The following is a 22,450-nucleotide window of genomic DNA, read 5'->3' as shown; positions in this document are numbered from 1 at the left end:
GCCGGGGTCTCGTACGGCGGGGCCGGGTGTCTCGTACGGCCGTGCCCTCCGTGGACCCGGTGGGCGCGGCCACCGGCCGTCAGGCGGAGGGACGGGCGGAGGGGGCGTCGCCGACGGCGGTGAAGAACGCGGTCATCCGTTCCAGGCCGTCCTCGCCGAACAGGGTCTCCAGGCTCGCGGCCGACTCCTTCGCCGCCGCCTCGGAGCGCGGGAAGAGTTCCGTCTCGTACGCCGTCAGCGCGGCCTCGGCGTCGCCGGGGTGCGCGGCGAGCGCCCGGCCCAGCTCGGCCCCGTCGAGCAGGGCCAGGTTGGCGCCCTCGCCCGCGAAGGGGGACATCAGGTGGGCGGCGTCCCCGAGCAGGGTCACGCCGGGGACCCGGTCCCAGCGGTGCCCGGCCGGCAGGGCGTGGATGCGGCGCGGTACCGGCGTGCCGTCGGCGTCGGCCACCAGGCTCCGCAGCCCCTCGTCCCAGCCCTCGAAGTGGGCCAGCACCGCGGCCTTGGCGGCGCCGGGGTCGGTGAAGTCGACGGTGTCGAGCCACTCCTCGTCGGTCCGGAGCGCGGTGTAGACGTGCAGGCCGCCGTCGGGCTCGCGGTGCGCGAGGAAGCCGCGCCGGTGGCCGAGGCAGAGGAAGAACCCGCCTCCGACCACGGCGGCGCCGCGCGGGTGGCGGGCGTCGGCGTCCCGCAGCGTGGTCTCGACGAAGGAGATGCCGGTGTAGGCGGGCCGGGCGTCCGACACCAGCGGCCGGACACGGGACCAGGCGCCGTCGGCGCCGATCAGGAGGCCGGTGGTGAGGGTGGTCCCGTCGGCGAACGCCACCTCGTGACGGCCCCCGCCCAGCGCGCGGGCGCCGGTGACCCGGGCTCCCCAGCGGACGGTGCCCTGGGGCAGGGAGTCCAGGAGCAGGTCGCGCAGCGCGCCCCGGTCCACCTCGGGCCGCCCGCCGGTGCCGTCGTCCCCGGTGTCGACGCGGATCGTGCCGTCGGGGCCGGTCAGGCGCATGGCCTCGCCGCCCTCGTGGACGATCCGGCGAAACGCCTCGTGGAGACCGGCGGTGCGCAGCGCCCGCTGGCCGCTCTCCTCGTGGATGTCGAGCATGCCGCCCTGCGTGCGGGCGGCGGCCGACGCGTCCCGTTCGAGGACGACCGCCTCGATGCCGTGCCGGTGCAGGACGCGGGCGGCGGTGAGCCCGCCGAGCCCGCCACCGACGATCACGACGGGGTGGTGGGTGGACATGAGGGGCCTCCAGGGGTGGTCGGGGGTGGTCGGGGGAACGCGCGGGCAGCGCGGCCACGCCCCAGATTAACGAACGCGTTCGTGACGAACAAGTTCGTCGGCCCCGGCCCCCGTCTCAGCGCGTCTTCAGCCCTCGGAACGCGGTACGGGCGTGTGCAGGATGCCGTTGATGAGTGCGTCGAAACCCCAGGTCAGCCGGGACTCGGCGGGGCCGGAGAGCAGGGCGGAGCGGTGTGCGGCGATCGACGGGTGGGTGGCGGCGTCCACGGTGTGGACGGCCCGGTCGAGCGCCTTCCAGTTCTCCTCGGACGCCGGGTCCTGCTCCTGGGTCGCGTGCTCGGCGGCGGTGGCGGTGGCGTACTGCAACAGGAGATCGAGCCCCCAGGCGGTCTGCTCCGCGCTCGCGCCGCCCTGGGCGAGCAGGCCGAGGAGGCGTTCGGCGAGGGCGAGGTAGTTCGGGCCGCTGGGGCGGGCCACCAGGGCGGAACGGGCCAGTTGGGGGTGGGCGAGGAGCACGCGGGTGTAGGAGCGCAGCACCGCGACGAGCCGGACGCGCCAGTCGCCGCCGCTCTCCTCGGCGGACGGGCCGACCTCGCCCAGCAGCGCGTCCAGGACGGCGGCGTGCAGTTCGGCGGTGTTGGCGACGTAGACGTAGAGCGAGGCCGGGCCGGTGTCCAGCTCCTTGGCCAGCCGGCGCATGGTCAGCTTCTCCAGCCCCTCGGAACGCATGATCCCCACGGCGGTGCCGACGATCCCGTCCCGGGTCAGGGCGGGCTTGGCGGGACGCTCACGACGGCTGACCGGTTCTCGCTGGAGGCTCATGCCCCGATCGTAACGAACACGTTCGTCCCGAAACCGCCGCGTACCCCCACGGCACGAGCACGACCCCTCCACCGTGGCGCACCGCCCTCGGCGGCGCCGACGGTGACCTCACCGGAGCACCACGCACCCGTGTTCCTCCAGCTCCCGCGCCAGCCGGCCGGGGACCACGCAGTCGGTCCACCGGAGGTCCAGCTTCTTCAGGGCGGGCAACTCCGCGACCCAGTCCGGAATCCGGGTGATCCGGTTGCCGCGGAGATCGAGCCGGCGCAGCCGGGGGAGACCGGCCAGCGGCTCGGGCACCTCGGTGAGGGCGTTCTCCCGCAGCTCCAGCTCCCGCAGTTCCCGCAGATCCGCCACGGTCGAGGGCAGCGTCCGGAGCCCGTTGCCCCGCAGCCGGATTTCGCGCAGTCGGGAGAGGGCGCCGACACTCGCCGGAAGTTCGGTCAACCGGCTGTGCTGCGCCCGCAGTTCGGTCAGCGCCGCCATCCGGCCGATGCTCTCGGGCAGGGCGGTGAGCGGGTTCTCGCCGACGTTGAGGTAGCGCAGCCGCGTCAGGTTCCCGAGGGTGTCCGGGAGCCGGGAGAGGCGGTTGTCGTGCAGGTAGAGGCAGTCGGTGAGCCCGGTCAGATCGCCCAGGGCGTCGGGAAGCGATGTGAGCCGGTTGTGCCCGAGGTCCAGCGTGGTCAGATGCCGCAGCCGGCCGACCTCCGGCGAGATCTCCGTCAGCCCGTTCTCCGCGAGCACGAGCACCCGCACCTCCCCCCGCCCCCACACCTCCTGGGGCACCTCCCCCAACCCCCGCCGCCAAAAATCGAGCGTGCCTCCCACGGTGCCGCCCTCCCTGTCACGCCTCGCGGTCCCACCGGCGGGCATGCGTCCGCGGCGAGAAGCTCCGGGGGTGGAAGCCTATGGGCGCCGCCCCCGGTAATGGGTCTCAGTCAGGGCCAGACCAGGAAGTACGGCTGGTGGCCCGCCTCGTGCAGCCGGCGGCTGAAGTCCTGCCACTCGTGCAGGAAATGGGAGGGGCGGGGCTCTGGCCAGGGGATTCGCAGAGAAACGTGCGTTGAAATGGGGAAACTCTTCTCCGTAGTTCTCACCGCTCAACATCGTTTCCAGGCGCATGTGCCCTGGATGTGCCCTCGGGCCCTCACCAGAGGGAACTCTGCTCGGCTGACGGGCTGGTGGTGGGAGGTGTCGCCGCCAGGGTCACTCGTGTCTTGGCGTTGATGGCACGAGGATCCGTCATCGCGCGGGCACCGCTCCTGGTCCACTGTCTCAGCTTCGCGATCCGTTCCAGCCAGCCCATGGCGGCTGGTCGTAGACGGGTCCGTCTGCACACGTGTGGGCACTGCTCGACCTTGCCGCCTGCCAGGCGCGGGCGTGGGGGTGATGAAGGTCCCAGCAGGCGTGACGTTGAGCGCGGTACAGGCAGGTTTCGGTTGGTGCCGGTCTGAATCGGGCAGATGTGTTCACGGCGCCAACAGGCCATCTCCACAAGGCATTAAGATGATGAGCCTGGGTTGGCTGTTGCCCAAGTCAATGTCTGTGGCAAAGCGCTTCTGATGGTTTGCGTCTACCTCGAGATGTTAGGGAACGGAGCGGCTGAGAACGGTGCACCTGCGCAGCTTCACCGTGTGCGGATTCCGATCCCTCAAGGATGTCCGTGACATCCCGGTCAGCACACCGACCATCCTCGCCGGCCAGAATGACGGTGGTAAGAGCGCGGTGCTTGCCGCGCTGGCGTTCCTTGTGGGCAGCGAGCAGTTGGCCGACGACGACCGTACGTACGAGTTCGGCTCCTACCGTGACGTCGACGTCGATGACTCGGCGCCCCTCCCGCGGTGTTCGACCACGTGGGTGGAGGGGCGGTTCACTCTCGACTCCTGGGAGTCGGAGACGTTCGGCTTCCCGGCAGAGGAGTTGCGGGTACGGCGGCGTGCGGTTAACGGCGAAGCGCTCATCCTTGAGTGCTGGGCGCCGCTCGCGGACGACGAACGGCTGCGCGACCCTTCCAAGCTATCTCTCAGCGAGGTAAGAGCACTCGCCAAGCAGTTGCTCCCGGAACTGTCGTCCATCAAGCGCGGCGATCTCGAGCCAGCCCTGGTCAGGTACGGCATGGCCCATGCCTCGACGTCGGGCTGGGTCCCTGCTCCGAAGGAGATGGAGCGCCGCATGCCCCGCCTGATGCCGTTCGACGGGAAGTCGGCCGATCCCAACGTTGCGGTGAAGACCGCGCTGATGGGTCGCTACCAGGCACATATGGCAGATCCCACGCTTGAAGGCCAACTGCAGTCGATCGAGGCCGGGATCAGGGACCGCCTTCAGGACGACGCCCGGTCTCTGTGCGAGCATATCCAGAGCCGATGCGACGATCTCACTGAGGTAGATGTCGATCCTTTGGTCTCATTCACTCACGGTTTCCGGGGTGCGCCGCTGCGAATCGCCCGTACGAAGGGCGAAACCGTGGGCCTCGATCGTTCCGGCTTGGGCAGTGCACGCCGCATCTCACTGGCGATCTGGGAGTGGAACAGCCGACTCCTCACGCGCGAGGAGTTCTCCGACGTCGACTCTTCACCGGACGCTGGTCAACGGGATGCTGCCTGAGGCATGCCACGACACGTCAATTGAAGGCAAGTTCCCGGAAGATGTTGCGAACCTCGGTCAATGGCCCACGATCTCTTGTGTAGTAGAGCTTGTTGGTCAGGAGCACCGCCCACCGGCCTTTGCTGGGGGAGATCCACATGCCTGTGCCGGTGAAGCCGTAGTGGACCCAGGCGTCCTCGTCGGCGGTGGTACCGGGAGCGGGGTGCCAGAACAGGCCGCGAGCGGGTTGGAGCTGCTTCGTTTGAATGGCCAGGGACCGGGTGATCCACTCGCTGCCGAAACCAGCGCGAAGCTGGTCCGCGGCAGGGGCGAGCATGTACTTGAGGAAGGCGACCAGGTCGTCGAGGACGGTGAAGGCGCCGGCGATTCCGCAGACGCCGTTCAGGAGGCGGGCGGAGAAGTCGTGGGCGGCTCCCTTGAGACGGATGCCGGTGTCCTGGTCGAGTTCGGTCGGGGCACACCGGGCCGCGATCTCATCGGGTAACGGGCCGAAGCGGGTGGTGTGCATGCCCAACGGGTCCCACGCGCGCTCGGTGGCCAGCACGTCCAACGTTTGGCCGGAGAGGTGTTCGGCGAGGTACCCGAGGATGAGGGCGGCCCGGTCGGTGTATTCGACGGCTTCGCCGGGTGGCCGGTGGAGTTGCTCGTGCAGCACACCTCGGCGGATGCGGGACCGGCTGGTGCCGTAAAGGTTCTTCAGTTGGGCCCTCAGGGGGAGGCCGGCCGTGTGCGTCAGAAGCTGCCGGGCGGTCACGGTGGCGAGGGGGTGGCCGGTGGCCTCGGGCCAGAGGCCACCGAGCGGTTGGTCGAGATCGAAGGCCCCGTCCTCCCAGAGAGCGCCGATGGAGGACCACACGGCGAGGATCTTGGTCAGGCTGGCGGCGTCGAAGACGGTGTCCAGGCGCATCGGTACGTCCGGCTCGTCGGGATCGAGAACGCCAGTGGCGCCTTGGACGCGGATGCCGGCGGTGTCGCCGACGGCCCAGACGGCACCGGGGTACACCTTGTCGCGGACGCCCCCGTCCAGCAGGGCTTCGATGCGGTCACTGTCGTACGTCATGGTCTCCCTCTTCGCCGGGGCATCCCGCCAGTAGCGTAGTGACGTTCGAGGAGTGGGCACGGCAGCGACGTGTCGTGCCACCCCGGAAGGCTGTTCAGGTGAGTTGGCGGCTGAGGTTGTCGAGGGACCGTGCGGTCGCCGAGAGCGGATACCGCGCCGCGTTTGCGCGGCCCGCCTGGCGCAGGGAGGACAACAAGCCCGGGGACGTGCGCAGCCGATCGAGATCACGGGCCAAGACGGCCGCGTGGTTGAAGTCGGTGGCCACGCCGGATGCGGCGAGGGTCTCTCTCAGGCCGGGTACAGGCTGGTAGAGGACCGGTACTCCGCAGGCTTGGGCCTCCAGCGCGACCAGACCCATGGCCTCCAGCGTGGTGGACGGCACGACCAGTACGTCGTGCTCGGCGAATGCCTTCCACAACTGTGGGCGGTGCAGCCAGCCGAGGTAGCGGGCCCCTACGCTGGCTTGTCGCAGGAGGGGGGCCACGGTGCGGAACTGGGCTCTGGGCGCGGCAACGCTCAACTCGACGCCTGGTACGGAGGCCAGAGCTTTGCTCAAGGACCCGACGCCCTTCTCCGCAGTCAGGCGTCCTGCGTACAGCAGACGTAGGTGGTGGCGGGAGACGCGCGTGCACCGGGCCGGCGGGGCACTGAGCAGGTGGTCGGGGATTCCCCAGGGGATGTGAGTGATCTTGCGTCGGTCGATCTGAGGGGCGAGCTTGAGGAGGTGGTCGGCCATCGCTCCTGTGGGCACGACGATCGCATCGGCCGCCCTCGCGGTCTCGCGTAGGACCTGGAGCTGGTCGCGGTGAGCCTCGGCGAAGATCAGGTCTGTGCCGTGGACCAGGGCGATGCGGGGATGCAGGGGCAGGGCCCGGATCAGGGCGGGGGTGGCGCCGAAAGCGAGGTGCTGGAGATGCAGGACGCCGATCTGGGCTGGGTCAATCGCTGCGGCGAGAGCCCTTCGCAACGCTGCGACGTAGCGGCCGAAAGCCGGGCCCTCCAGACATTTTCCGGCAACGGGCAGCAGGTCGAGTCCGGCGGGGACGCGGTGGGTGGGATTGGGCCGGCCCAGCATGAACGCGCGAGCAGGGATGAGCGGGCGGTCGCCGGTGTAGAGGTCGAGGAAGAGTTCGACGCTGCCGCCGGGGCTTCCAACGGGCAGGTCAAGGAAGGTGGCGGTCAGCGGCCCGCCGGCCGAGCGGGGGCTCACAGGACTCCTCCATGGATCTCTTCGTAGAGGCGGGAGATGTCGATGCCGTCCGTGGCCGCGTACTTGGCGGGCTGCTGCTGATAGCTGGCCGGGGCGCCGATGGCGGTGAGGAAGACGAGCTTGCCGAAGGTCATCCCCGGGTAGACGCGCACGGGCCGGGCGGCGCGGATTTCCAGGGTCCAGCGGATGGCGTGGCCCTGGTGACCGAGCGGGGCCGAGACGTGGACCCAGATGCCGAGGGCGCCGATGGTGCGGTCGCCGTTGAGCATCTGGGCGTACGTCTCTGAGCCGGTCCTCTCCAATGTGACGCCGAGGTAGAGCATCCCAGGCTGCAACAGCAGGCCGTTGGCGGGAATGGGCTGCTCAGTGAAGACGGTGGGGGTGGCGGCGTCGAGGTCGCCGTCGCAGATGCGGATTGTGTTGCCGAGGCGCCAGTCGTAGGCGTTCGGGGAGAGGCGGGCGGGATCGTACGGGTCGATGGTGATCTCGCCGTCCTGGACGGCGGCGGCGATGCCGGGTCCCGTGAGGATCACGAAGCCACCGCCCGAAGTTTTGTGACGTCGCGCCAGTAGGCCGATGGCTGAGGGCCCGTGGCGGCCTGGTATTTGCCGCGGTAGAGGTCGACGGGGCCGGTGGAGACGAAGAACATGATCTGCCCGATCTTCATGCCCGCGTACACCCGCAGCGGGCGGGTCGGGGTGAGCATCAGCGTCCACTGGCCGTGGAAGCCGATGTCGCCGATGGGGGCGGTGATCTCGACGAACAGGCCGAGTCGCCCGACAGAGGAGCGGCCGAAGAGCAGCGGGACGAAGGTGTCGGAGCCGACCTCTTCGAGGGTGTGGCCGAGGTAGAGCTCATCCGGCTGGAGGACGTGCCCGCCCGGGCCGATGATGGTCTCGCGGGTGGGGTTGGGGCGGTGGGAGTCCAGGACCTCGCCGGTGTAGGTGATCAGGGTGGGGCCGAGGCGGACGTTGTAGCTGTTGGGGTTGACCTGGTCGGCGGTGAAGGGGGCGATGCGGAGGCGGCCGTCGTGGGCGGCTGCCTCGATCTCGGGGCCGGTGAGGATCACTGCTTGTCTCCATCCGCGGTGTCGGGAGCGGTGAGGACGTGCTGGAGGGCCTGGTCCAGGCGCAGGCCGGCTTCGTAGGTGCGTCCGCCGAAGTGGTTGTCGGCGAGGTAGCCGGTGGTCAGAACGGTGGTGACGGCGTCCGGCAGGGGATCGGGGGAAGTGACGAGGGGGCCGTCCTGGGCGGTCAGACGGGCGAGCAGACCACGAAGGTCGCGGCGATCCGGTTCCGGAAGGTGGGCGTGGACCAACTGGTTGGCGAACGGCTCGATGGAGAGCAGGTTGCCCAGGGTGAGGGTGTCGCCGAGTGGGACGGTGCGCAGTGCGGTCTCGTTGAGGATGACCGCGTTTGCGCCGAGTGCTGTGCGCAGGCGTCCGGTGAGGATGAGCAGCGCACCGCGCCGGTCGAGGGCCTGGCGGCGGAAGGCCGTCTGGACCTGTCCGAGGACCTTGTTCAGCTGTTCCCCGACTTCGTCGATATGTGCTGTCACGTCTGAGAGTTTCGCGGGTACGGCGCCTGGCGGGTGGTCCGGAAAGCGAATGGTGCCAGCACCCCAGCCCGCGCCTACGGGCGTGGCGATCGCGTAGCCGTCGGCGAGTTCGCGGCCCTTGACGACGAGGGTGTCTCCCACGCGGAGGGGGCCGTATTGGTTGCTGTGGCAGTGCCCGGCGAAGATCACGTCGAGGAACGGGCAGGCCGCCGCCAGTTCGAGGTCCTCCTCGAATCCGGAATGGCTGAGCAGCACCCAGCCGTCCACCTCGTGGTGGTGGGCGAGCATCAGCTCGCGCAGGGATTGAACGGGGTCGGTGACGCGGTGGCCGGCTCGCTGCATCGCGGGGATCGAGTGGAAAGCCTGCTGTCCGATCACGGCGGTCACCCCGACGCGTCGGCCACCGATTTCGGCGATGTGCAGGTGGCGGAAGAGCGCGTCGCCGCTCTCGGCGTCGACGGCGTTGGCGCAGACGGTGACCCGGTGGAGCTCGGGTTCGAAGTGGTGGGGCCAGCCGTGGTTGCCGGGGGCCAGCACGTCGTACAGCTTGAGCAGGATCTCGCGTTCGATCGCGCCGTGGGCGAGGCGGTAGTAGCCGGAGCCTTCGAAGAAGTCGCCGCAGTCCACGACGAGCGAGGTGGGGCGGAGGTTGTGGAGGTGGGTCAGGAAGGGCGCGGCGTTGTCCAGGGTGGAGTGGACGTCGGTGGTGGACACGATCTGGCGCAGGGCGCGGATGCCGGTCATGGGGTGACCTCGCAGACGTCGGCGCCCAGGGCATGGAGCTTGCCGGGCAGGTCTGCGTGTCCGCGACGGAGCTGGTCGAGGCCGCCAAGGGTGGTCACGCCCTGGGCGGTGAGGCCGGCGACCATGAGAGCGGATCCGGTGCGGATGTCGGTGGCCTCTACACCCGTCCCGGTCAGTTGCTGGGGGCCCGTCAGGCGGCACTCGGTAGGGGAGATCTCCTCGATGACCGCGCCGAGGCGGGCCAGCTGGGGCAGCAGATTGCTGTGGCGGCCGGGGTTGATGGCGTCGGCGAACAGGTGGGCGCCGGGCAGGCCGAGGGCCAGCGCCATGAGCGGTGGTTCGAAGTCGGCGTCCAGGCCGCCGGGGCTGAGCGAGGCGATGGCCCGTAAGGGGCGGCTGGCCACGCGGCCGTCCTGGGCGTTCACGGTGAGAGTGTTCGCCTTGCTGCCGACGGAGATCCCCAGTTGGCGCAGGGCGGCCACGAGGGGGCCGAGGTCGTCGGCACGTGCGCCTTCGATGCGCGCACTTCCGCCACTGACGGCGACTGCGCAGGCCAGCGTCCCTGCCTCTACCTTGTCTCCCGGCACCGCCCATGCGGCGTCGCTCGGTGCCGAGGATGGCGGCGAGAGGGTGAGCAGGCGTTCGCCGACCCGGGTCTCCCAGCCCGCCGTATGGAGGGCGTCCAGCACGCACAGCACTTCCGGCGAGAGATTGGGCTCGCCCAGCCGCAGAGACCGCCCGGTGGTGACGGCCCGGAGCATGGCGGCCAGAGTCGCCCCGCGCGAGCGGAACGGCAGGACCAGGGAGGCAGTGCCGGTGCGGGGCGCGGTGGTCTTGACGCGGTATCCGGTGTCGTCCACGACGCTCTGGTCGCCGAATGCCTCGTACACCTTGAAGTGCAGATCCATGCCGCGTGCGCCGATCCGGCAGCCTCCCGGCCACGGCAGCCGGGCTTCGCCGTGCCTGGCGAGCAGGGCGGGCACCAGGTAGTACGAGGCGCGGATACGGGCGGCCTGCGGCAGGTCGGGGTTGGTGTGTCGGCTCTCGGTCGGCAGGATCATCGCAGTGGCCGGATTTCCGACGGGCTGTGCGACGTGCCAGCCCGACTGCTGCAGCAGCGCGAGCATGATCTGGACGTCCGTGTTGGCCGGGATGTTACTCAGCCTCACGGAACGGCCAAGGGCTGCCGCGGCAGCCAGCAACGGGAGGGCGGCGTTCTTGGAGCCGTCGACGGTCACGCTGCCGGTGAGCGGTGCGCCGGGGCGTACAGCGATCACTTCGGCAGCCATGCCAGGGGCGCGAGTGGTCGTCATCATCAACTCCTCTGCAGGGGAAGGGAGAAGGCGATCTCCTGGTCCGGGCTGGTGGGCAGGTCGATCTCGGCCCAGCAGCGCTTGCCGATCGCCGTCGGTTCGGCGCCGTACCGGTCTGTGAGGACGGCGACGAGGAACAGGCCCCGGCCGCTCTCGCTGTACGGATCCGGGAGACCTGGCTGGGGTAGGTCCGGGCAGGCGTCGCAGACCTCGATCCGCAATGCGTCCTCGTCGAGGCGGACACACAGGGAGACCGGGTCGGCGGCGGCGTGCTGGACCGCATTGGTGACGAACTCGCTGATCACGAGCTCGGCGGTGTGCACCACACCGGTGCTGAGTCCCGCGTTCCAGCCCTCTATCGCGTCCACGGCCTGGTGCCGGGCGGCGGTGACCGCGGTCGGCGTGGCGGGTACGGAGAGAGTGAACTGGTGCGCTGTCACGAGCTGCCTCCTGGATCGGTGTGGCTGCTCTACGCAACCGCTCCGGAGGCAGTCGGGACTACGCCGTGTGCCGGGGCTGCATCACTTATGCAGGAGCTGCATCACGGTCAATCGCCGCTCGGCTACGCTCGGTTGGGCAGGCAGGATCGGCGACGGCAGAAGGGGCCGTGGCTCAGATGGCCGAGGTACAGAGTGAAGCGAGACGGATCGGCGAAGTGATCCGTCAGGCCCGCGTGTTACAGCGGCGCTCGCAGAAGGACGTTGCCGCCGCACTGGGTTACCACCAGTCGAAGGTGAGCCGTCTGGAGAGCGGCAGAGGCACGGAGGACGTGCGCGTGCTGCGCGAGATCGCGCAGGTACTGGAGATTCCGCCGCAACGTCTTGGCCTCGCCGCCGCCCCCGATGCCAGCCCCGCCGACCCCGGAACAGAAGACATGCACCGCCGTACCTTCCTTGCCGCGAGCGTCGCCGCGCTCGCGGCTCCGCCGTTGCCGACCGCAGCGCAGCAGGACCTGATCCAGGTCCTGCTGCCGGGCACGAGCACCGCCGTCACCGGCCAAGCCTTGGGCATCGACGAGCTGCGGGAGCGGACACGGTCCGTACGCCGGATGTTCTGCACGTGCGACTACGCGGAACTGGAGCAGACCCTGCCGGGGCTGATCACCGACCTGCGCCAGGCCGCCGGCGGCTCATCCGGCTCGCCGGAGGCGTCCGGGTTGCTCGCGACCGCCTACCAGACGTCGGTGAGCCTGTTACTGAAGCGAGCCGACCAGGGCAACGCCTGGCTCGCGGCCGGTCGGGCCATGGCCGAGGCGGAACGGTCCGGGGACCCTGTCGTCCTCGCCGCCAGTGTCCGCGTTCACGCCCACGTGCTCGTGCGGGAGAAGCACACAGCCCAGGCCGTGAACATGGTCCGCCACACTGCCGATCAGCTCACCGGCTCCTACGACCAGCGCTCACCCCGGTACCTGGCAGCGGTCGGTCTGCTGTTGCTCCGGGGGGCGACCGCCGCCAGCAGGAACGGCGACCGCGACACCACCCGGGACTTCCTCACCGAGGCCAAGGAGGTGGCTCGCTACGTCGCCTTCGACAGGCCGGACGCCTGGGCGAACTTCAGCCCCACCAATGTCGCCCTGCACGAGGTCAGCGCGGCCGTCTCCTTCGGTGACGCCGGCATCGCCCTGCACACCGCGCGCCCGCTCATGCGGCGGCACATTCCCGTCCCCGAGCGCCGGGCCGCGCTCTGGGTGGAGGCCGCGCGCGCCTACAGTCAGCAGGGCAGACTCGCCGACGGCTACCAGGCCCTGCGCATCGCCGAGAGCTGCGCGGCACAGGACGTCCGCCGCCCGGCCGTACGCGAACTGGTCGCCGACATGGCAGCCCGCGACCGTCGTCGGGCACTGCCCGAGCTGCACCACTTCAGCCGCCAACTGGGAGTGCCCACGTGAGTGACCAGCACGGCAAGCCGTTCCTCCAGATCGTGGTCTGCGCGGCCGGGGTCGCCGCCGATGTCGGCCGGCTGATCACTGCGGCACAGGAGCGGCAGTGGGACGTCGGCGTGATCGCCACTCCACAAGGACTCGGCTTCCTGGACGGGGAGGCGGTCGCGGCCCAGACCGGCCGCCCCATCCGCTCGGCCTGGCGATCACCGGGTGAACCACGCCCGACTCGGCCCGCGGATGCGATCGCGGTCGCCCCAGCCACCTTCAACACGGTCAACAAGTGGGCCGCGGGCATCTCCGACAACCTCGCGCTGGGCATCCTGTGCGAGGCGCCCGCCCTGGGCGTTCCGGTGGCCGTGTTGCCGTACGTGAACTCTGCCCAGGCCGCACACCCTGCCTACTGCCAGAGCTTGGAGCGGCTGCGGGAGATGGGCGTCCTGATCGGCTCCTACGAACCTCACCGGCCGAAGGCGGGCGGCGGGGCCGACCGCTACCGCTGGGAGGAAGTGCTGGAGTTGCTGGCCCCCGGGGTGTCGGCGAGGTGAAAACGGACGAGCGACCGGGTATCGCCGCCGCCGTCGTCGTGAGCGAGGGGCGCGTGCTGATGGTGCGCCGTCGGGTCAGCGAGGGGCAGCTCTCCTGGCAGTTCCCGGCCGGAGAGGCCGAGCCCGGCGAGGCCCGCGAGGACGCCGCTGTGCGGGAGACCCAGGAGGAGACCGGGCTGAGGGTGGCTGCGGTGAAGCTGCTCGGCGAGCGCGTTCACCCGAAGACGGGCCGGCTGATGTCGTACACCGCCTGCGAGGTGCTGGACGGTACTGCCCACGTCGCGGACACCGAGGAGCTGGCCGAACTCGCCTGGGTCGCCCATGGCGAGATCCCGCGGTACGTGCCGTACGGACTGTTCGGCCCGGTGCAGGACTACCTCGACGCGACCCTGCCCTCCTGACAGCGCCACCGATCCCGGCACACGCCCGGGGGCGGAGCCCGTAGGCTCCGCCCCCGGGTGTGTGGTTCGGATCAGGGCCACACCAGGCAGTACGGCTGGTGGCCGGCCTCGTGGAGGCGGTGGGAGAAGTCCTGCCATTCGTGGAGGAGCTGGTAGACGTTGAAGGCGTCGCGGGGGCCGCCGCGGTCGGGGACCGTGGACCAGATGAAGGCCGCCGCGCCGACGGCCTCCTCGCCGATGCCGCGCAGCGGGTCGACGACGGTGGTCGGGAGCTTCACGACCGCGTAGTCCGGGTGCAGGACGACCAGTTCGAGGGGCGGCACCTTGTGCAGGGGCACGCCCTCGATCCCGGTGAGGACCATCGCGGCCATCGTCTCCGGCTTGATCTTGGTGAACATGCCGTTCATGCCCAGCTCGTCGCCGCCGAGTTCCTCGGGCCGCATCGAGATCGGTACGCGGGCCGCGGTCGCGCCGTCCGGCGCTCCGAAATACTTGTAGGTCACCCCCACCCGACCACCCTTCCCGCTCCCCGCCCCCAGCCGCTCGACCCGTCGGTCCGGGCGGTCCTGCTCGTCCGGGGCACCGTGCGCCCTGTGTGCGTCCGCCGCTTCCTCCGCGTCGCGCCGGTGCCTTCCCCGCCGGGCACGTCGAGGACCCAGGCCGTCGGTCCCCTCGCCCAGTCCGCCACCGCGATGCATATCTCCACCCGACTGCTTTTCTAGGACGCGTGGCGCCCGCCGCGCAACCCGATCATCGTGTCAGTGACCTCCCCCACGGCCGCCCGCCGAAACGTGCGGTGGGACAGATGTCCGCGGGATGCCGGTGGTCCGTCTCCACTCTCGCCCGTGTGAGCTGCGTGGATGGCCCCCAGTCTGGCAGACGGCACGGCGTTCGGGAGGGTTGTCTACCCTGATGAGGTCACTTGGGGCCGGTCGTGTGGATCACGCTGGGCTCGCGGGGTCCGGCCCGGTCCACACCGCAGACCCCGGGGCAACCATCGTCCGGGAAGTCGGAGAAGGTCGAGAAGGTCGGAGACGTCGCAAGTCATGAGCGAACTGGCATACCCATACGAAGCACCGGCCTCGCAGGCCCTGTTCGATCGTGCGGCGGCCGTCACGCCCGGAGGCGTGAACTCCCCGGTGCGGGCCTTCCGCGCCGTGGGCGGCACGCCCCGGTTCATGGTGTCGGGCCGCGGGCCCTACCTCACGGACGCCGACGGTCGTGAATACGTCGACCTCGTCTGTTCCTGGGGTCCGATGATCCTCGGGCACGCGCACCCCGAGGTGATCGCCGCCGTGCAGGAGGCCGTGGCCCGCGGCACCTCCTTCGGCACCCCCGCCGAGGGCGAGGTCGCGCTCGCCGAGGAGATGACCGCCCGGGTCGCGCCCCTGGAGCGGGTGCGGCTGGTCTCCAGCGGCACCGAGGCCACCATGTCGGCGATCCGGCTCGCCCGCGGCTTCACGCGGCGGACGAAGGTGATCAAGTTCGCCGGCTGCTACCACGGCCACGTCGACTCGCTGCTCGCCGCGGCCGGCTCCGGCGTCGCCACCTTCGCGCTGCCCGACACCCCCGGCGTCACCGGCGCCCAGGCGAGCGACACGATCGTGCTGCCGTACAACGACCTGGACGCCGTGCGTGCCGCCTTCGCCGCGCACCCCGGCGAGATCGCCTGCGTGATCACCGAGGCGTCCCCCGGCAACATGGGCGTCGTACCGCCGCTGCCCGGCTTCAACCAGGGGCTGAAGGACGCCTGCGCCGCCGACGGCGCCCTCTTCGTCTCCGACGAGGTGATGACCGGCTTCCGCACCAGCCGCGCCGGGTGGTACGGGGTCGAGGGCGTCGTCCCCGACCTGATGACCTTCGGCAAGGTCATGGGCGGCGGCTTCCCCGCCGCGGCCTTCGGCGGCCGGGCCGACGTCATGGCGCACCTCGCGCCGGCCGGCCCCGTCTACCAGGCCGGCACCCTCTCCGGGAACCCGGTCGCCACCGCCGCCGGCCTCGCCCAGCTCCGGCTGCTCGACGACGCGGCGTACGCCAGGGTCGACGCGGTGTCGCAGCAGGTCCAGGGCCTCGTCACCGAGGCGCTGGCCAAGGAGGGCGTCGCCCACCGGCTCCAGACCGCCTCCAACATGTTCTCCGTGTTCTTCACCGACCGTCCGGTGCGGGACTACGAGGACGCGAAGGCGCAGGAGTCCTTCCGCTACACCGCGTTCTTCCACTCGCTGCTGGCGAACGGCGTCTACCTGCCGCCGTCCTCCTTCGAGTCCTGGTTCGTCTCGGCCGCCCACGACGACGAGGCCGTCCAGCGCGTCGCGGACGCCCTCCCGGCGGCGGCCCGCGCGGCGGCGGAGGCGACGGCATGAGCGAGACGCGCGACGAGGAACTGACCGTCGTCCACGTGATGCGGCACGGCGAGGTGGAGAACCCGACCGGCGTCCTCTACGGCCGCCTGCCCGGCTACCACCTCTCCGAGCTGGGCCGGCGGATGGCCGACCGGGTCGCCGAGCACCTCGCCCCCCGCGACGTGACGTACGTCGTGGCCTCCCCGCTGGAGCGGGCGCAGGAGACGGCGACGCCGGTCGCCAAGGCGCACGGGCTGGACCTGGACACCGACGCGCGGCTGATCGAGGCCGAGAACGTCTTCCAGGGCAAGACCTTCGGCATCGGGGACGGTGCCCTGCGCCGGCCCGCCAACTGGAAGCACGTGGTCAACCCGTTCAAGCCGTCCTGGGGCGAGCCGTACGTCGACCAGGTGGTGCGGATGATGGGCGCGCTGACCACGGCCCGGGACCGGGCCCGCGGGCACGAGGCGGTCCTCGTCAGCCACCAGTTGCCGATCTGGATACTGCGGTCCTACGTCGAGCGGCGGCGGCTGTGGCACGACCCGCGCAAGCGGCAGTGCACCCTGGCGTCCCTGACGACGTTCACCTTCCGGGGCGACCGGATCGTGTCCGTCGGCTACACCGAGCCCGCCCGGGACCTGGTCCCGCCTCACCTGCTCGCCGGGGCGAAGCCGGTCAAGGGGCAGGGCAAGGCGTTCGGCGCCTGAGCCGAGCCGGGCCAGGGGGCCGCCCCCGGCACCGGGGCACCTGAGCCCCGCCGGGGCACCCCCCGCCCCTGGGGCGCCCCGCCCCCGCCCCCGGCCCGCCCTGGCCCCGCCGGGGGCACAGCACCGTTACCGAACCCGTACACGCTTTCGGAACCCGATCGTTCGTCGCATCCTCTGACGGAGTGACCCCACAGGACGCGACGAACGAGGTTCCGATGCGCACCACCCCACGCCAGGTCACCCGCAGGCGGATGCTCGGGCTCGGCGCGGGCGCCGCCGGCGCGGTGGCCGCCACCGGGCTCACCGGCTGCGCCGGCCGCCCAGGACCCGACGACAAGCCCGGCCCCGACGGCTCCGCCGGGACCGGCGCGCGGCCCTCGCCGTCGAAGAGCGCGAAGGCCCCCGAGCGCCCGATCGGCGACGGCTCCACCGCGTACACCGGCAAACAGCCCCACCAGCCGAAGGCGCCCGTGCCGCTGGAGCCCGGGGAGGAGCCGCCGCAGTTCGTGATCTTCTCCTGGGACGGCGCGGGGGAGGTCGGCAACGGTCTCTTCCCCCGCTTCCTGGACCTCGCCCGCGACCACGGCGCGGCCATGACCTTCTTCCTCTCCGGGCTGTACCTGCTGCCGGAGTCGCAGAAGCGGCTCTACGACCCGCCGGGCAACCCGCGCGGCGCCTCCGACATCGGGTACCTCACCGACGACCACATCAAGGACACCCTCGCCGGTGTGCGCCGGGCCTGGCTGGAGGGCCACGAGATCGGCACGCACTTCAACGGCCACTTCTGCGGCGGCTCGGGCAGCGTCGGCAACTGGACCTCCCGGCAGTGGCGCAGCGAGATCGACCAGGCGAAGTCCTTCGTCCAGCGCTGGCGGACGAACAGCGGCTGGACGGACCTGCCGTCGCTCCCCTTCGACTACGACAAGGAACTCGTCGGCGGGCGCACCCCCTGCCTGCTCGGCCAGGAGAACCTGCTGCCCACCGCCCGAGAGCTGGGCTGGCGCTACGACGCCTCCTCGCCCGGCGGCCGGCAGACCTGGCCGGCGAGGAAGCAGGGCCTGTGGGACCTGCCGCTCCAGCAGATACCGTTCCCGGGCCGGTCCTTCGAGGTGCTGTCGATGGACTACAACATGCTGGCCAACCAGTCGCTCAACACCACCCGGGCGCCCGCCCACAACCACCCGGGCTGGCGGAAGCAGTCGACCGAGGCGTACATAGCCGGCTTCCGGCGGGCCTACGAGACGAACCGGGCGCCCTTCTTCGTCGGCAACCACTTCGAGGAGTGGAACGGCGGCATCTACATGGACGCCGTCGAGGAGGCGCTGAAGCACATCGCGCGGGAGCGGGACAAGGGCGGGGACGTGCGGCTGGTCTCCTTCCGGCAGTTCACCGACTGGCTGGACGCGCAGCGGCCCGAGGTGCTCGCCCGCTACCGCACGCTCGACGTGGGGCAGCGTCCGGCGGGCGGCTGGAAGGCCCTCTTCGAGGACACCGGGAGCGGCGCGGGGAGCGGGGCCGGGAGCGGTGCCGGAAGCGATGCCGGGAGCGGTGCCGGAAGCGGCAAAGCCAGCTAAGCGGGCATAGCGTACAAAAGCCTCAATCGGCCCCCGGGGCAGCCCCCCAGACGCCGTTTGAGATGCGGGTCCGTGCCGGTGAGGGGGGTGCGCAAGATCCCCGGAACGGACATGCGAAACTTTTCACATGAGTGCTGCCAGTCGCGCCCCCCTGCGCTCGAACCGCACCACCGCCCGCCGCCGTGCCGCCCTGGCCGCGGGCGTCGCCCTGACGGCGCTGCTCGCCACCGCGTGCGGCTCCTCAGGCACCTCCGGCGGCGGTGGGCAAGCGGGCTTCGTCACCGGCCCGGACGGCATCGCCACCGTCGCCAAGGGGGAGCGGGCCGCCGCGCCCGACCTCTCCGGCGAGACCGTCGACGGGGGGAAGGCCGCCCTCGCCGACCACAAGGGCAAGGTCGTCGTCGTCAACGTGTGGGGCTCCTGGTGCCCGCCCTGCCGGGCCGAGGCCAAGAACTTCCAGAAGGTCTACGAGGACGTCAAGGACGACGGCGTCGCGTTCCTCGGCATCAACACCCGCGACACCTCCGTCGGCCCGGCCCGCGCCTTCGAGAAGGAGTTCGGCGTCGGCTACCCGAGCCTGTACGACCCGGCCGGCCGGCTGATGCTCCGCTTCGAGAAGGGCACCCTCAACCCGCAGGCCATCCCCTCCACGCTCGTCATCGACCGCGAGGGCAAGGTCGCCGCGCGCACCCTCCAGGCGCTCAGCGAGGAGAAGCTGCGCGAGATGCTCGACCCCGTGATGGCGGAGAAGTGACGTGAGCGCACTGTCCACGCTCGCCGTGGGGGGCCCCAACGGCACGGTGCTCGACGGCGCCCTCCTGCTGGCCCTGCCCGTCGCGCTCCTCGGCGGCCTCGTCTCCTTCTTCTCGCCCTGCGTCCTGCCGCTCGTCCCCGGCTACCTCTCCTACGTGACCGGGGTGACCGGCACCGACCTCGCCGAGGCCCGGCGCGGCCGGATGGTCGCGGGCTCCTCCCTCTTCGTCCTCGGCTTCACCGCCGTCTTCGTCTCCAGCGGCGCGCTCTTCGGCTTCTTCGGCGAGACGCTCCAGGACAACCGGGGCGTCCTGACGAAGATCCTCGGCGGATTCATGATCGCCATGGGTGTCTTCTTCATGGGCCTGATGCCCTGGCTCACCCAGCGCGAGTTCCGCTTCCACCGGCGCCCGGTCAGCGGCCTGGCCGGCGCCCCCGTACTGGGCGCGCTGTTCGGCATCGGCTGGACGCCCTGCATCGGGCCGACGCTCTCCTCCGTGCTGATCCTCTCCTCCGAGCAGGGCACCGCCGGCCGGGGCGCGCTCCTCACCGTCGCCTACTGCCTCGGCCTCGGGGTGCCCTTCGTGCTCGCCGCGGTCGCCTTCCGCCGGGCGCTCGGCGCCTTCGGGTGGATCAAGCGCCACTACGTCTGGGTGCTCCGCATCGGCGGCACCATGATGATCGTGACCGGGCTGCTGCTGCTGACCGGCGTGTGGGACAGCATCGTCCAGGACATGCAGACCTGGTCCAACGGCTTCACTGTGGGGATCTGATCCGATGAGCACTTCGAGAACGGCACCGGACGAGACCCCGAAGGCCGACGACCGGGACCTGGACGCGGCCGGCTCCCGGCTCTCCACCGCCCCCGGCGAGGACGCCCCCGCCAACGCCCCCACCCTGCCCGCCCTCGGCGTGGTCGGCTGGACCCGCTGGTTCTGGCGCCAGCTCACCTCGATGCGGGTGGCGCTGCTGCTGCTCCTGCTGCTGTCGCTGGCCGCGATCCCCGGCTCGCTGATCCCGCAGACCGGCATCGACGCCGTGCAGGTCGACGACTTCCGCGAACGGCACGAGACGCTCTCGCCGCTCTACGACACGCTCGGCCTCTTCAACGTCTACAGCTCGGTGTGGTTCTCCGCGATCTACATCCTGCTCTTCGTCTCCCTGATCGGCTGCATCGTCCCGCGCACCTGGCAGTTCGTCGGCCAGCTCCGAGGCCGGCCGCCCGGCGCCCCCCGGCGGCTGACCCGGCTGCCCGCGTACACCACCTGGCGTACCGAGACCGCCCCCGAGCTGGTCCACCAGCACGCCCTCGCCGTGCTGCGCAAGCGCCGCTTCCGGGTGCACGCCACCGGCGGCTCCGTCGCCGCCGAGAAGGGCTACCTGCGCGAGGCGGGCAACCTCGCCTTCCACATCGCGCTGATCGTGATGCTGATCGCCTTCGCCTGGGGCCAGCTCTTCCGGTACGAGGGCAACAAGCTGATCCTGGAGGGCGACGGCTTCGCCAACACCATCACCCAGTACGACGACTTCAAGTCCGGGAACCTCTTCGACCAGGACGAGCTGGACGCGTTCAGCTTCCACCTGAAGGACTTCCGCGGCACCTACGAGCCGACCGGCCCCAACCGCGGCACCCCCCGCACCTACGAGGCCCACGTCACCTACAGCGTGGGCGCGTACGGCGAGGAGAAGCCGGCCACCATCAAGGTCAACAAGCCGCTGGAGATCGACGGCACCAAGGTCTACCTCGTCAGCCACGGCTACGCCCCCGTCGTCACCGTCCGGGACGGCAAGGGCGACGTCGTCAAGGACCGCGAGGCCGTCGCCCTGCTCCCGCTGGACGGCAACGTCACCTCCTCCGGCGCCATCAAGGTCATGGACGGCTACCGCAACGCGAAGGGCGAGCGGGAACAGCTCGGCTTCCAGGCGTTCTTCCTGCCGACCTACGGCGGCAAGGGGAGCACGATGCTCTCCACCTTCCCGGCGCTGATCAACCCGATGCTGGCGCTCAACGCCTACCACGGGGACCTCGGCGTCGACGCGGGCCTCCTGCAGAACATCTACCAGCTCGACAAGACCAAGCTGAAGGAGTTCAAGGACTCCGACGGCGAGCTGTTCAAGCGCCAGCTCATGCCCGGCGAGACCATGACGCTCCCCGACGGCGCCGGTTCCGTCACCTTCGAGGGCGTCAAGGAGTGGGCCGGTTTCCAGATGGCCCAGCAGCCCGGCAGCGGCTGGGCGCTGGCCGGCTCGGTCGCCGCCATCCTGGGCCTCGCCGGGTCCCTGTTCGTCCAGCGCCGCCGCGTGTGGGTGCGCGCGGTCCGGGGCGAGGACGGGATCACCGTCGTGGAGATGGCGGGCCTCGGCCGCAGCGAGTCCGCGAAGGTCCCCGAGGAACTGGGAGACCTCGCCGCGGTCCTCCACGAGCGGGCGCCGGGCGCCCCCGACGACGACACCCCCGCATCCCCCGACCCCGACTCCCACGCCGTCTCTGCCGAAGGGGCTGAGCAGCAGTGACCCTCGCCGCCGCATCACTGGCCGCCGCGACCAACGAGAACCTCGCGAACATCAGCAACACGCTGATCTACTCCGCGATGGCGGTCTACACCCTGGCCTTCTTCGCCTACATCGCCGAGTGGCTCTTCGGCAGCCGCAGCAAGGTCGGCCGCACCGCCGCCGCGCTCACCGCCGAGGGCGGGGCCGCGGCGAAGGACGCCCCGGCCGTCACCGTGCGCAAGAGCGGCGGCACCGCCGTACTGGAGCGGCCGAAGGTCGTCGTGCGGGCCGCGGCCGGCGCCCGGGACGTGCCCGACGGTCCGGGCGCGCACGGCGGCACCGAGAAGGGCGACCTCTACGGGCGCGTCGCCATCTCGCTCACCGTGCTCGCCTTCGTCCTGGAGTTCGGCGGCGTGCTCGCGCGGGCCCTGTCGGTGCAGCGGGCGCCGTGGGGCAACATGTACGAGTTCAACATCACCTTCACCACGGTCGGCGTCGGCGTCTACCTGGGCCTGCTCGCCTTCGGCAAGAAGGTCCGCTGGCTCGGCCTCCCGCTGATCACCACGGTCCTGCTCGACCTCGGCCTCGCCGTCACCGTCCTGTACACGGCGAGCGACCAGCTCGTGCCCGCCCTGCACTCGTACTGGCTCTACATCCACGTCTCCACCGCGATCTTCTGCGGCGCGGTCTTCTACGTCGGCGCGGTCTCCACGGTCCTGTACCTCTTCAAGGACTCCTTCGAGAACAAGCTCGCGGGCGGCGGCACCCCCGGCCGCTTCGCCGACTCGGTCCTGGACCGGCTGCCCTCGGCCGCCTCCCTGGACAAGTTCGCCTACCGGGTCAACGCCGCCGTCTTCCCGCTGTGGACCTTCACCATCATCGCGGGCGCGATCTGGGCGGGCGACGCCTGGGGCCGCTACTGGGGCTGGGACCCCAAGGAGACCTGGTCCTTCATCACCTGGGTCGCCTACGCCGGCTACCTGCACGCCCGCGCCACCGCCGGGTGGAAGGGGCGCAGGGCCGCCTACCTGGCCCTGGCCGCCTTCGCCTGCTGGCTCTTCAACTACTACGGCGTCAACATCTTCGTCTCCGGCAAGCACTCCTACGCCGACGTGGGCCTCGGCGCCCTCGCCGCCGTCGGCTTCTGACCCGGCGCCACCGAAGGCCGGTCCCCGCCACGGGTGTGGGGGACCGGCCTTCGCC

The 22,450-nt window shown here is 70.9% G+C and carries 22 protein-coding genes; 11 read left to right on the top strand and 11 right to left on the bottom strand.

Annotated elements, in window-relative coordinates; genetic code table 11:
* Window positions 1-79: 79 nt before the first annotated feature.
* The 3 genes from J5Y05_RS20510 to J5Y05_RS20500 all read right to left on the bottom strand — a co-directional run bounded on the left by J5Y05_RS20510 (window position 80) and on the right by J5Y05_RS20500 (window position 2,935).
* Entirely contained in the window at window positions 80-1,240 is a 1,161-nt protein-coding gene (locus tag J5Y05_RS20510) for an FAD-dependent oxidoreductase (protein ID WP_210874475.1), read from the bottom strand.
* 126 nt (window positions 1,241-1,366) lie between these two features.
* Complete coding sequence (locus J5Y05_RS20505; protein WP_210874474.1) at window positions 1,367-2,062, bottom strand: TetR/AcrR family transcriptional regulator; 696 nt, start codon at window positions 2,060-2,062, stop codon at window positions 1,367-1,369.
* A gap of 108 nt (window positions 2,063-2,170) precedes the next feature.
* Complete coding sequence (locus tag J5Y05_RS20500; protein WP_210874473.1) at window positions 2,171-2,935, bottom strand: leucine-rich repeat domain-containing protein; 765 nt, start codon at window positions 2,933-2,935, stop codon at window positions 2,171-2,173.
* Between the two features lie 738 nt (window positions 2,936-3,673).
* Here J5Y05_RS20500 and J5Y05_RS20495 point away from each other — a divergent pair.
* Window positions 3,674-4,666 (top strand): ATP-binding protein, encoded by a 993-nt coding sequence (locus tag J5Y05_RS20495; protein ID WP_247614962.1) that lies wholly within the window; start codon window positions 3,674-3,676, stop codon window positions 4,664-4,666.
* A 16-nt stretch (window positions 4,667-4,682) separates the two neighbouring features.
* Here the strand turns inward: J5Y05_RS20495 and J5Y05_RS20490 are convergent, their stop codons facing one another.
* The 7 genes from J5Y05_RS20490 to J5Y05_RS20460 form a co-directional block, all read right to left on the bottom strand.
* The gene (locus J5Y05_RS20490) at window positions 4,683-5,726 is read right to left on the bottom strand and encodes a serine hydrolase domain-containing protein (RefSeq protein WP_210874472.1); all 1,044 of its coding nucleotides are present in this window, start codon (window positions 5,724-5,726) and stop codon (window positions 4,683-4,685) included.
* Between the two features lie 94 nt (window positions 5,727-5,820).
* Window positions 5,821-6,936 carry a glycosyltransferase family 4 protein gene (locus J5Y05_RS20485; RefSeq protein ID WP_210874471.1) on the bottom strand — a complete coding sequence of 372 codons (1,116 nt, stop codon included), beginning with the start codon at window positions 6,934-6,936 and terminating at the stop codon, window positions 5,821-5,823.
* Window positions 6,933-7,469: a dCTP deaminase gene (locus tag J5Y05_RS20480; protein WP_210874470.1), complete on the bottom strand. Its 537-nt coding sequence runs from the start codon at window positions 7,467-7,469 to the stop codon at window positions 6,933-6,935. The genes J5Y05_RS20485 and J5Y05_RS20480 overlap by 4 nt, the downstream gene beginning before the upstream one ends.
* Window positions 7,466-8,005, bottom strand: coding sequence for a dCTP deaminase (dcd, locus tag J5Y05_RS20475; protein WP_210874469.1), 540 nt, complete (start codon window positions 8,003-8,005; stop codon window positions 7,466-7,468). The genes J5Y05_RS20480 and dcd overlap by 4 nt, the downstream gene beginning before the upstream one ends.
* Window positions 8,002-9,237, bottom strand: coding sequence for a bifunctional UDP-sugar hydrolase/5'-nucleotidase (locus J5Y05_RS20470; protein ID WP_210874468.1), 1,236 nt, complete (start codon window positions 9,235-9,237; stop codon window positions 8,002-8,004). Before J5Y05_RS20470 ends, dcd begins: the two co-directional genes overlap by 4 nt.
* On the bottom strand, window positions 9,234-10,550 hold the full coding sequence (locus tag J5Y05_RS20465; RefSeq protein ID WP_210874467.1) for a carboxyvinyltransferase: 1,317 nt from the start codon (window positions 10,548-10,550) through the stop codon (window positions 9,234-9,236). The genes J5Y05_RS20470 and J5Y05_RS20465 overlap by 4 nt, the downstream gene beginning before the upstream one ends.
* 2 nt (window positions 10,551-10,552) lie before the next feature.
* Window positions 10,553-10,990 (bottom strand): ATP-binding protein, encoded by a 438-nt coding sequence (locus J5Y05_RS20460; protein ID WP_210874466.1) that lies wholly within the window; start codon window positions 10,988-10,990, stop codon window positions 10,553-10,555.
* A 176-nt stretch (window positions 10,991-11,166) separates the two neighbouring features.
* Between J5Y05_RS20460 and J5Y05_RS20455 the strand changes: the two genes are divergently transcribed.
* From J5Y05_RS20455 to J5Y05_RS20445, 3 genes are read left to right on the top strand one after another with little or no spacing between them, the layout of a single operon-like run.
* Entirely contained in the window at window positions 11,167-12,438 is a 1,272-nt protein-coding gene (locus J5Y05_RS20455; RefSeq protein ID WP_210874465.1) for a helix-turn-helix domain-containing protein, read from the top strand.
* On the top strand, window positions 12,435-12,977 hold the full coding sequence (locus J5Y05_RS20450; protein ID WP_210874464.1) for a flavoprotein: 543 nt from the start codon (window positions 12,435-12,437) through the stop codon (window positions 12,975-12,977). Before J5Y05_RS20455 ends, J5Y05_RS20450 begins: the two co-directional genes overlap by 4 nt.
* Window positions 12,974-13,378, top strand: a complete 405-nt coding sequence (locus J5Y05_RS20445) for an NUDIX hydrolase (protein ID WP_210874463.1) — start codon at window positions 12,974-12,976, stop codon at window positions 13,376-13,378. The genes J5Y05_RS20450 and J5Y05_RS20445 overlap by 4 nt, the downstream gene beginning before the upstream one ends.
* 71 nt (window positions 13,379-13,449) lie before the next feature.
* Here J5Y05_RS20445 and J5Y05_RS20440 read toward each other — a convergent pair whose 3' ends face one another.
* Complete coding sequence (locus J5Y05_RS20440) at window positions 13,450-14,076, bottom strand: hypothetical protein (protein WP_210874462.1); 627 nt, start codon at window positions 14,074-14,076, stop codon at window positions 13,450-13,452.
* Window positions 14,077-14,424: 348 nt separating this feature from the next.
* Here J5Y05_RS20440 and hemL point away from each other — a divergent pair, with 348 nt between their 5' ends.
* The 7 genes from hemL (at window position 14,425) to ccsB (ending at window position 22,395) form a co-directional block, all read left to right on the top strand.
* A complete protein-coding gene (gene hemL, locus J5Y05_RS20435; protein WP_210874461.1) occupies window positions 14,425-15,741 on the top strand; it encodes a glutamate-1-semialdehyde 2,1-aminomutase in 1,317 nt (438 codons plus the stop codon).
* Window positions 15,738-16,427: a histidine phosphatase family protein gene (locus J5Y05_RS20430; RefSeq protein ID WP_210874460.1), complete on the top strand. Its 690-nt coding sequence runs from the start codon at window positions 15,738-15,740 to the stop codon at window positions 16,425-16,427. Before hemL ends, J5Y05_RS20430 begins: the two co-directional genes overlap by 4 nt.
* A gap of 215 nt (window positions 16,428-16,642) precedes the next feature.
* The gene (locus J5Y05_RS20425; RefSeq protein WP_210874459.1) at window positions 16,643-18,001 is read left to right on the top strand and encodes a polysaccharide deacetylase family protein; all 1,359 of its coding nucleotides are present in this window, start codon (window positions 16,643-16,645) and stop codon (window positions 17,999-18,001) included.
* Window positions 18,002-18,128: 127 nt separating this feature from the next.
* The gene (locus J5Y05_RS20420; RefSeq protein WP_210874458.1) at window positions 18,129-18,755 is read left to right on the top strand and encodes a TlpA family protein disulfide reductase; all 627 of its coding nucleotides are present in this window, start codon (window positions 18,129-18,131) and stop codon (window positions 18,753-18,755) included.
* Window position 18,756: 1 nt separating this feature from the next.
* A complete protein-coding gene (locus J5Y05_RS20415; RefSeq protein ID WP_210874457.1) occupies window positions 18,757-19,527 on the top strand; it encodes a cytochrome c biogenesis CcdA family protein in 771 nt (256 codons plus the stop codon).
* A gap of 4 nt (window positions 19,528-19,531) precedes the next feature.
* The gene (resB, locus tag J5Y05_RS20410; RefSeq protein WP_210874456.1) at window positions 19,532-21,268 is read left to right on the top strand and encodes a cytochrome c biogenesis protein ResB; all 1,737 of its coding nucleotides are present in this window, start codon (window positions 19,532-19,534) and stop codon (window positions 21,266-21,268) included.
* Window positions 21,265-22,395, top strand: a complete 1,131-nt coding sequence (gene ccsB, locus J5Y05_RS20405; RefSeq protein ID WP_210874455.1) for a c-type cytochrome biogenesis protein CcsB — start codon at window positions 21,265-21,267, stop codon at window positions 22,393-22,395. Before resB ends, ccsB begins: the two co-directional genes overlap by 4 nt.
* The last annotated feature ends 55 nt before the right edge of the window (window positions 22,396-22,450 follow it).

The organism is Streptomyces tagetis (assembly GCF_018069565.1).
Taxonomy (GTDB): domain Bacteria; phylum Actinomycetota; class Actinomycetes; order Streptomycetales; family Streptomycetaceae; genus Streptomyces; species Streptomyces tagetis.
The sequence above is the reverse complement of the archived record's forward strand: the minus strand, read 5'-3'. Positions and strand labels throughout refer to the sequence as shown.

Bases quoted from the DNA above. Each gene is read 5' to 3' on its own strand.
- J5Y05_RS20510 (WP_210874475.1), bottom strand. From the start codon at position 1,240: ATGTCCACCCACCACCCCGTCGTGATCGTCGGTGGCGGGCTCGGCGGG.
- J5Y05_RS20500 (WP_210874473.1), bottom strand. From the start codon at position 2,935: ATGCCCGCCGGTGGGACCGCGAGGCGTGACAGGGAGGGCGGCACCGTG.
- J5Y05_RS20430 (WP_210874460.1), top strand. From the start codon at position 15,738: ATGAGCGAGACGCGCGACGAGGAACTGACCGTCGTCCACGTGATGCGG.
- resB (WP_210874456.1), top strand. From the start codon at position 19,532: ATGAGCACTTCGAGAACGGCACCGGACGAGACCCCGAAGGCCGACGAC.
- J5Y05_RS20505 (WP_210874474.1), bottom strand. From the start codon at position 2,062: ATGAGCCTCCAGCGAGAACCGGTCAGCCGTCGTGAGCGTCCCGCCAAG.
- J5Y05_RS20420 (WP_210874458.1), top strand. From the start codon at position 18,129: ATGAGTGCTGCCAGTCGCGCCCCCCTGCGCTCGAACCGCACCACCGCC.
- J5Y05_RS20440 (WP_210874462.1), bottom strand. From the start codon at position 14,076: ATGCATCGCGGTGGCGGACTGGGCGAGGGGACCGACGGCCTGGGTCCT.
- hemL (WP_210874461.1), top strand. From the start codon at position 14,425: ATGAGCGAACTGGCATACCCATACGAAGCACCGGCCTCGCAGGCCCTG.
- J5Y05_RS20470 (WP_210874468.1), bottom strand. From the start codon at position 9,237: ATGACCGGCATCCGCGCCCTGCGCCAGATCGTGTCCACCACCGACGTC.
- J5Y05_RS20465 (WP_210874467.1), bottom strand. From the start codon at position 10,550: ATGACGACCACTCGCGCCCCTGGCATGGCTGCCGAAGTGATCGCTGTA.
- J5Y05_RS20490 (WP_210874472.1), bottom strand. From the start codon at position 5,726: ATGACGTACGACAGTGACCGCATCGAAGCCCTGCTGGACGGGGGCGTC.
- J5Y05_RS20455 (WP_210874465.1), top strand. From the start codon at position 11,167: ATGGCCGAGGTACAGAGTGAAGCGAGACGGATCGGCGAAGTGATCCGT.
- J5Y05_RS20425 (WP_210874459.1), top strand. From the start codon at position 16,643: ATGCGCACCACCCCACGCCAGGTCACCCGCAGGCGGATGCTCGGGCTC.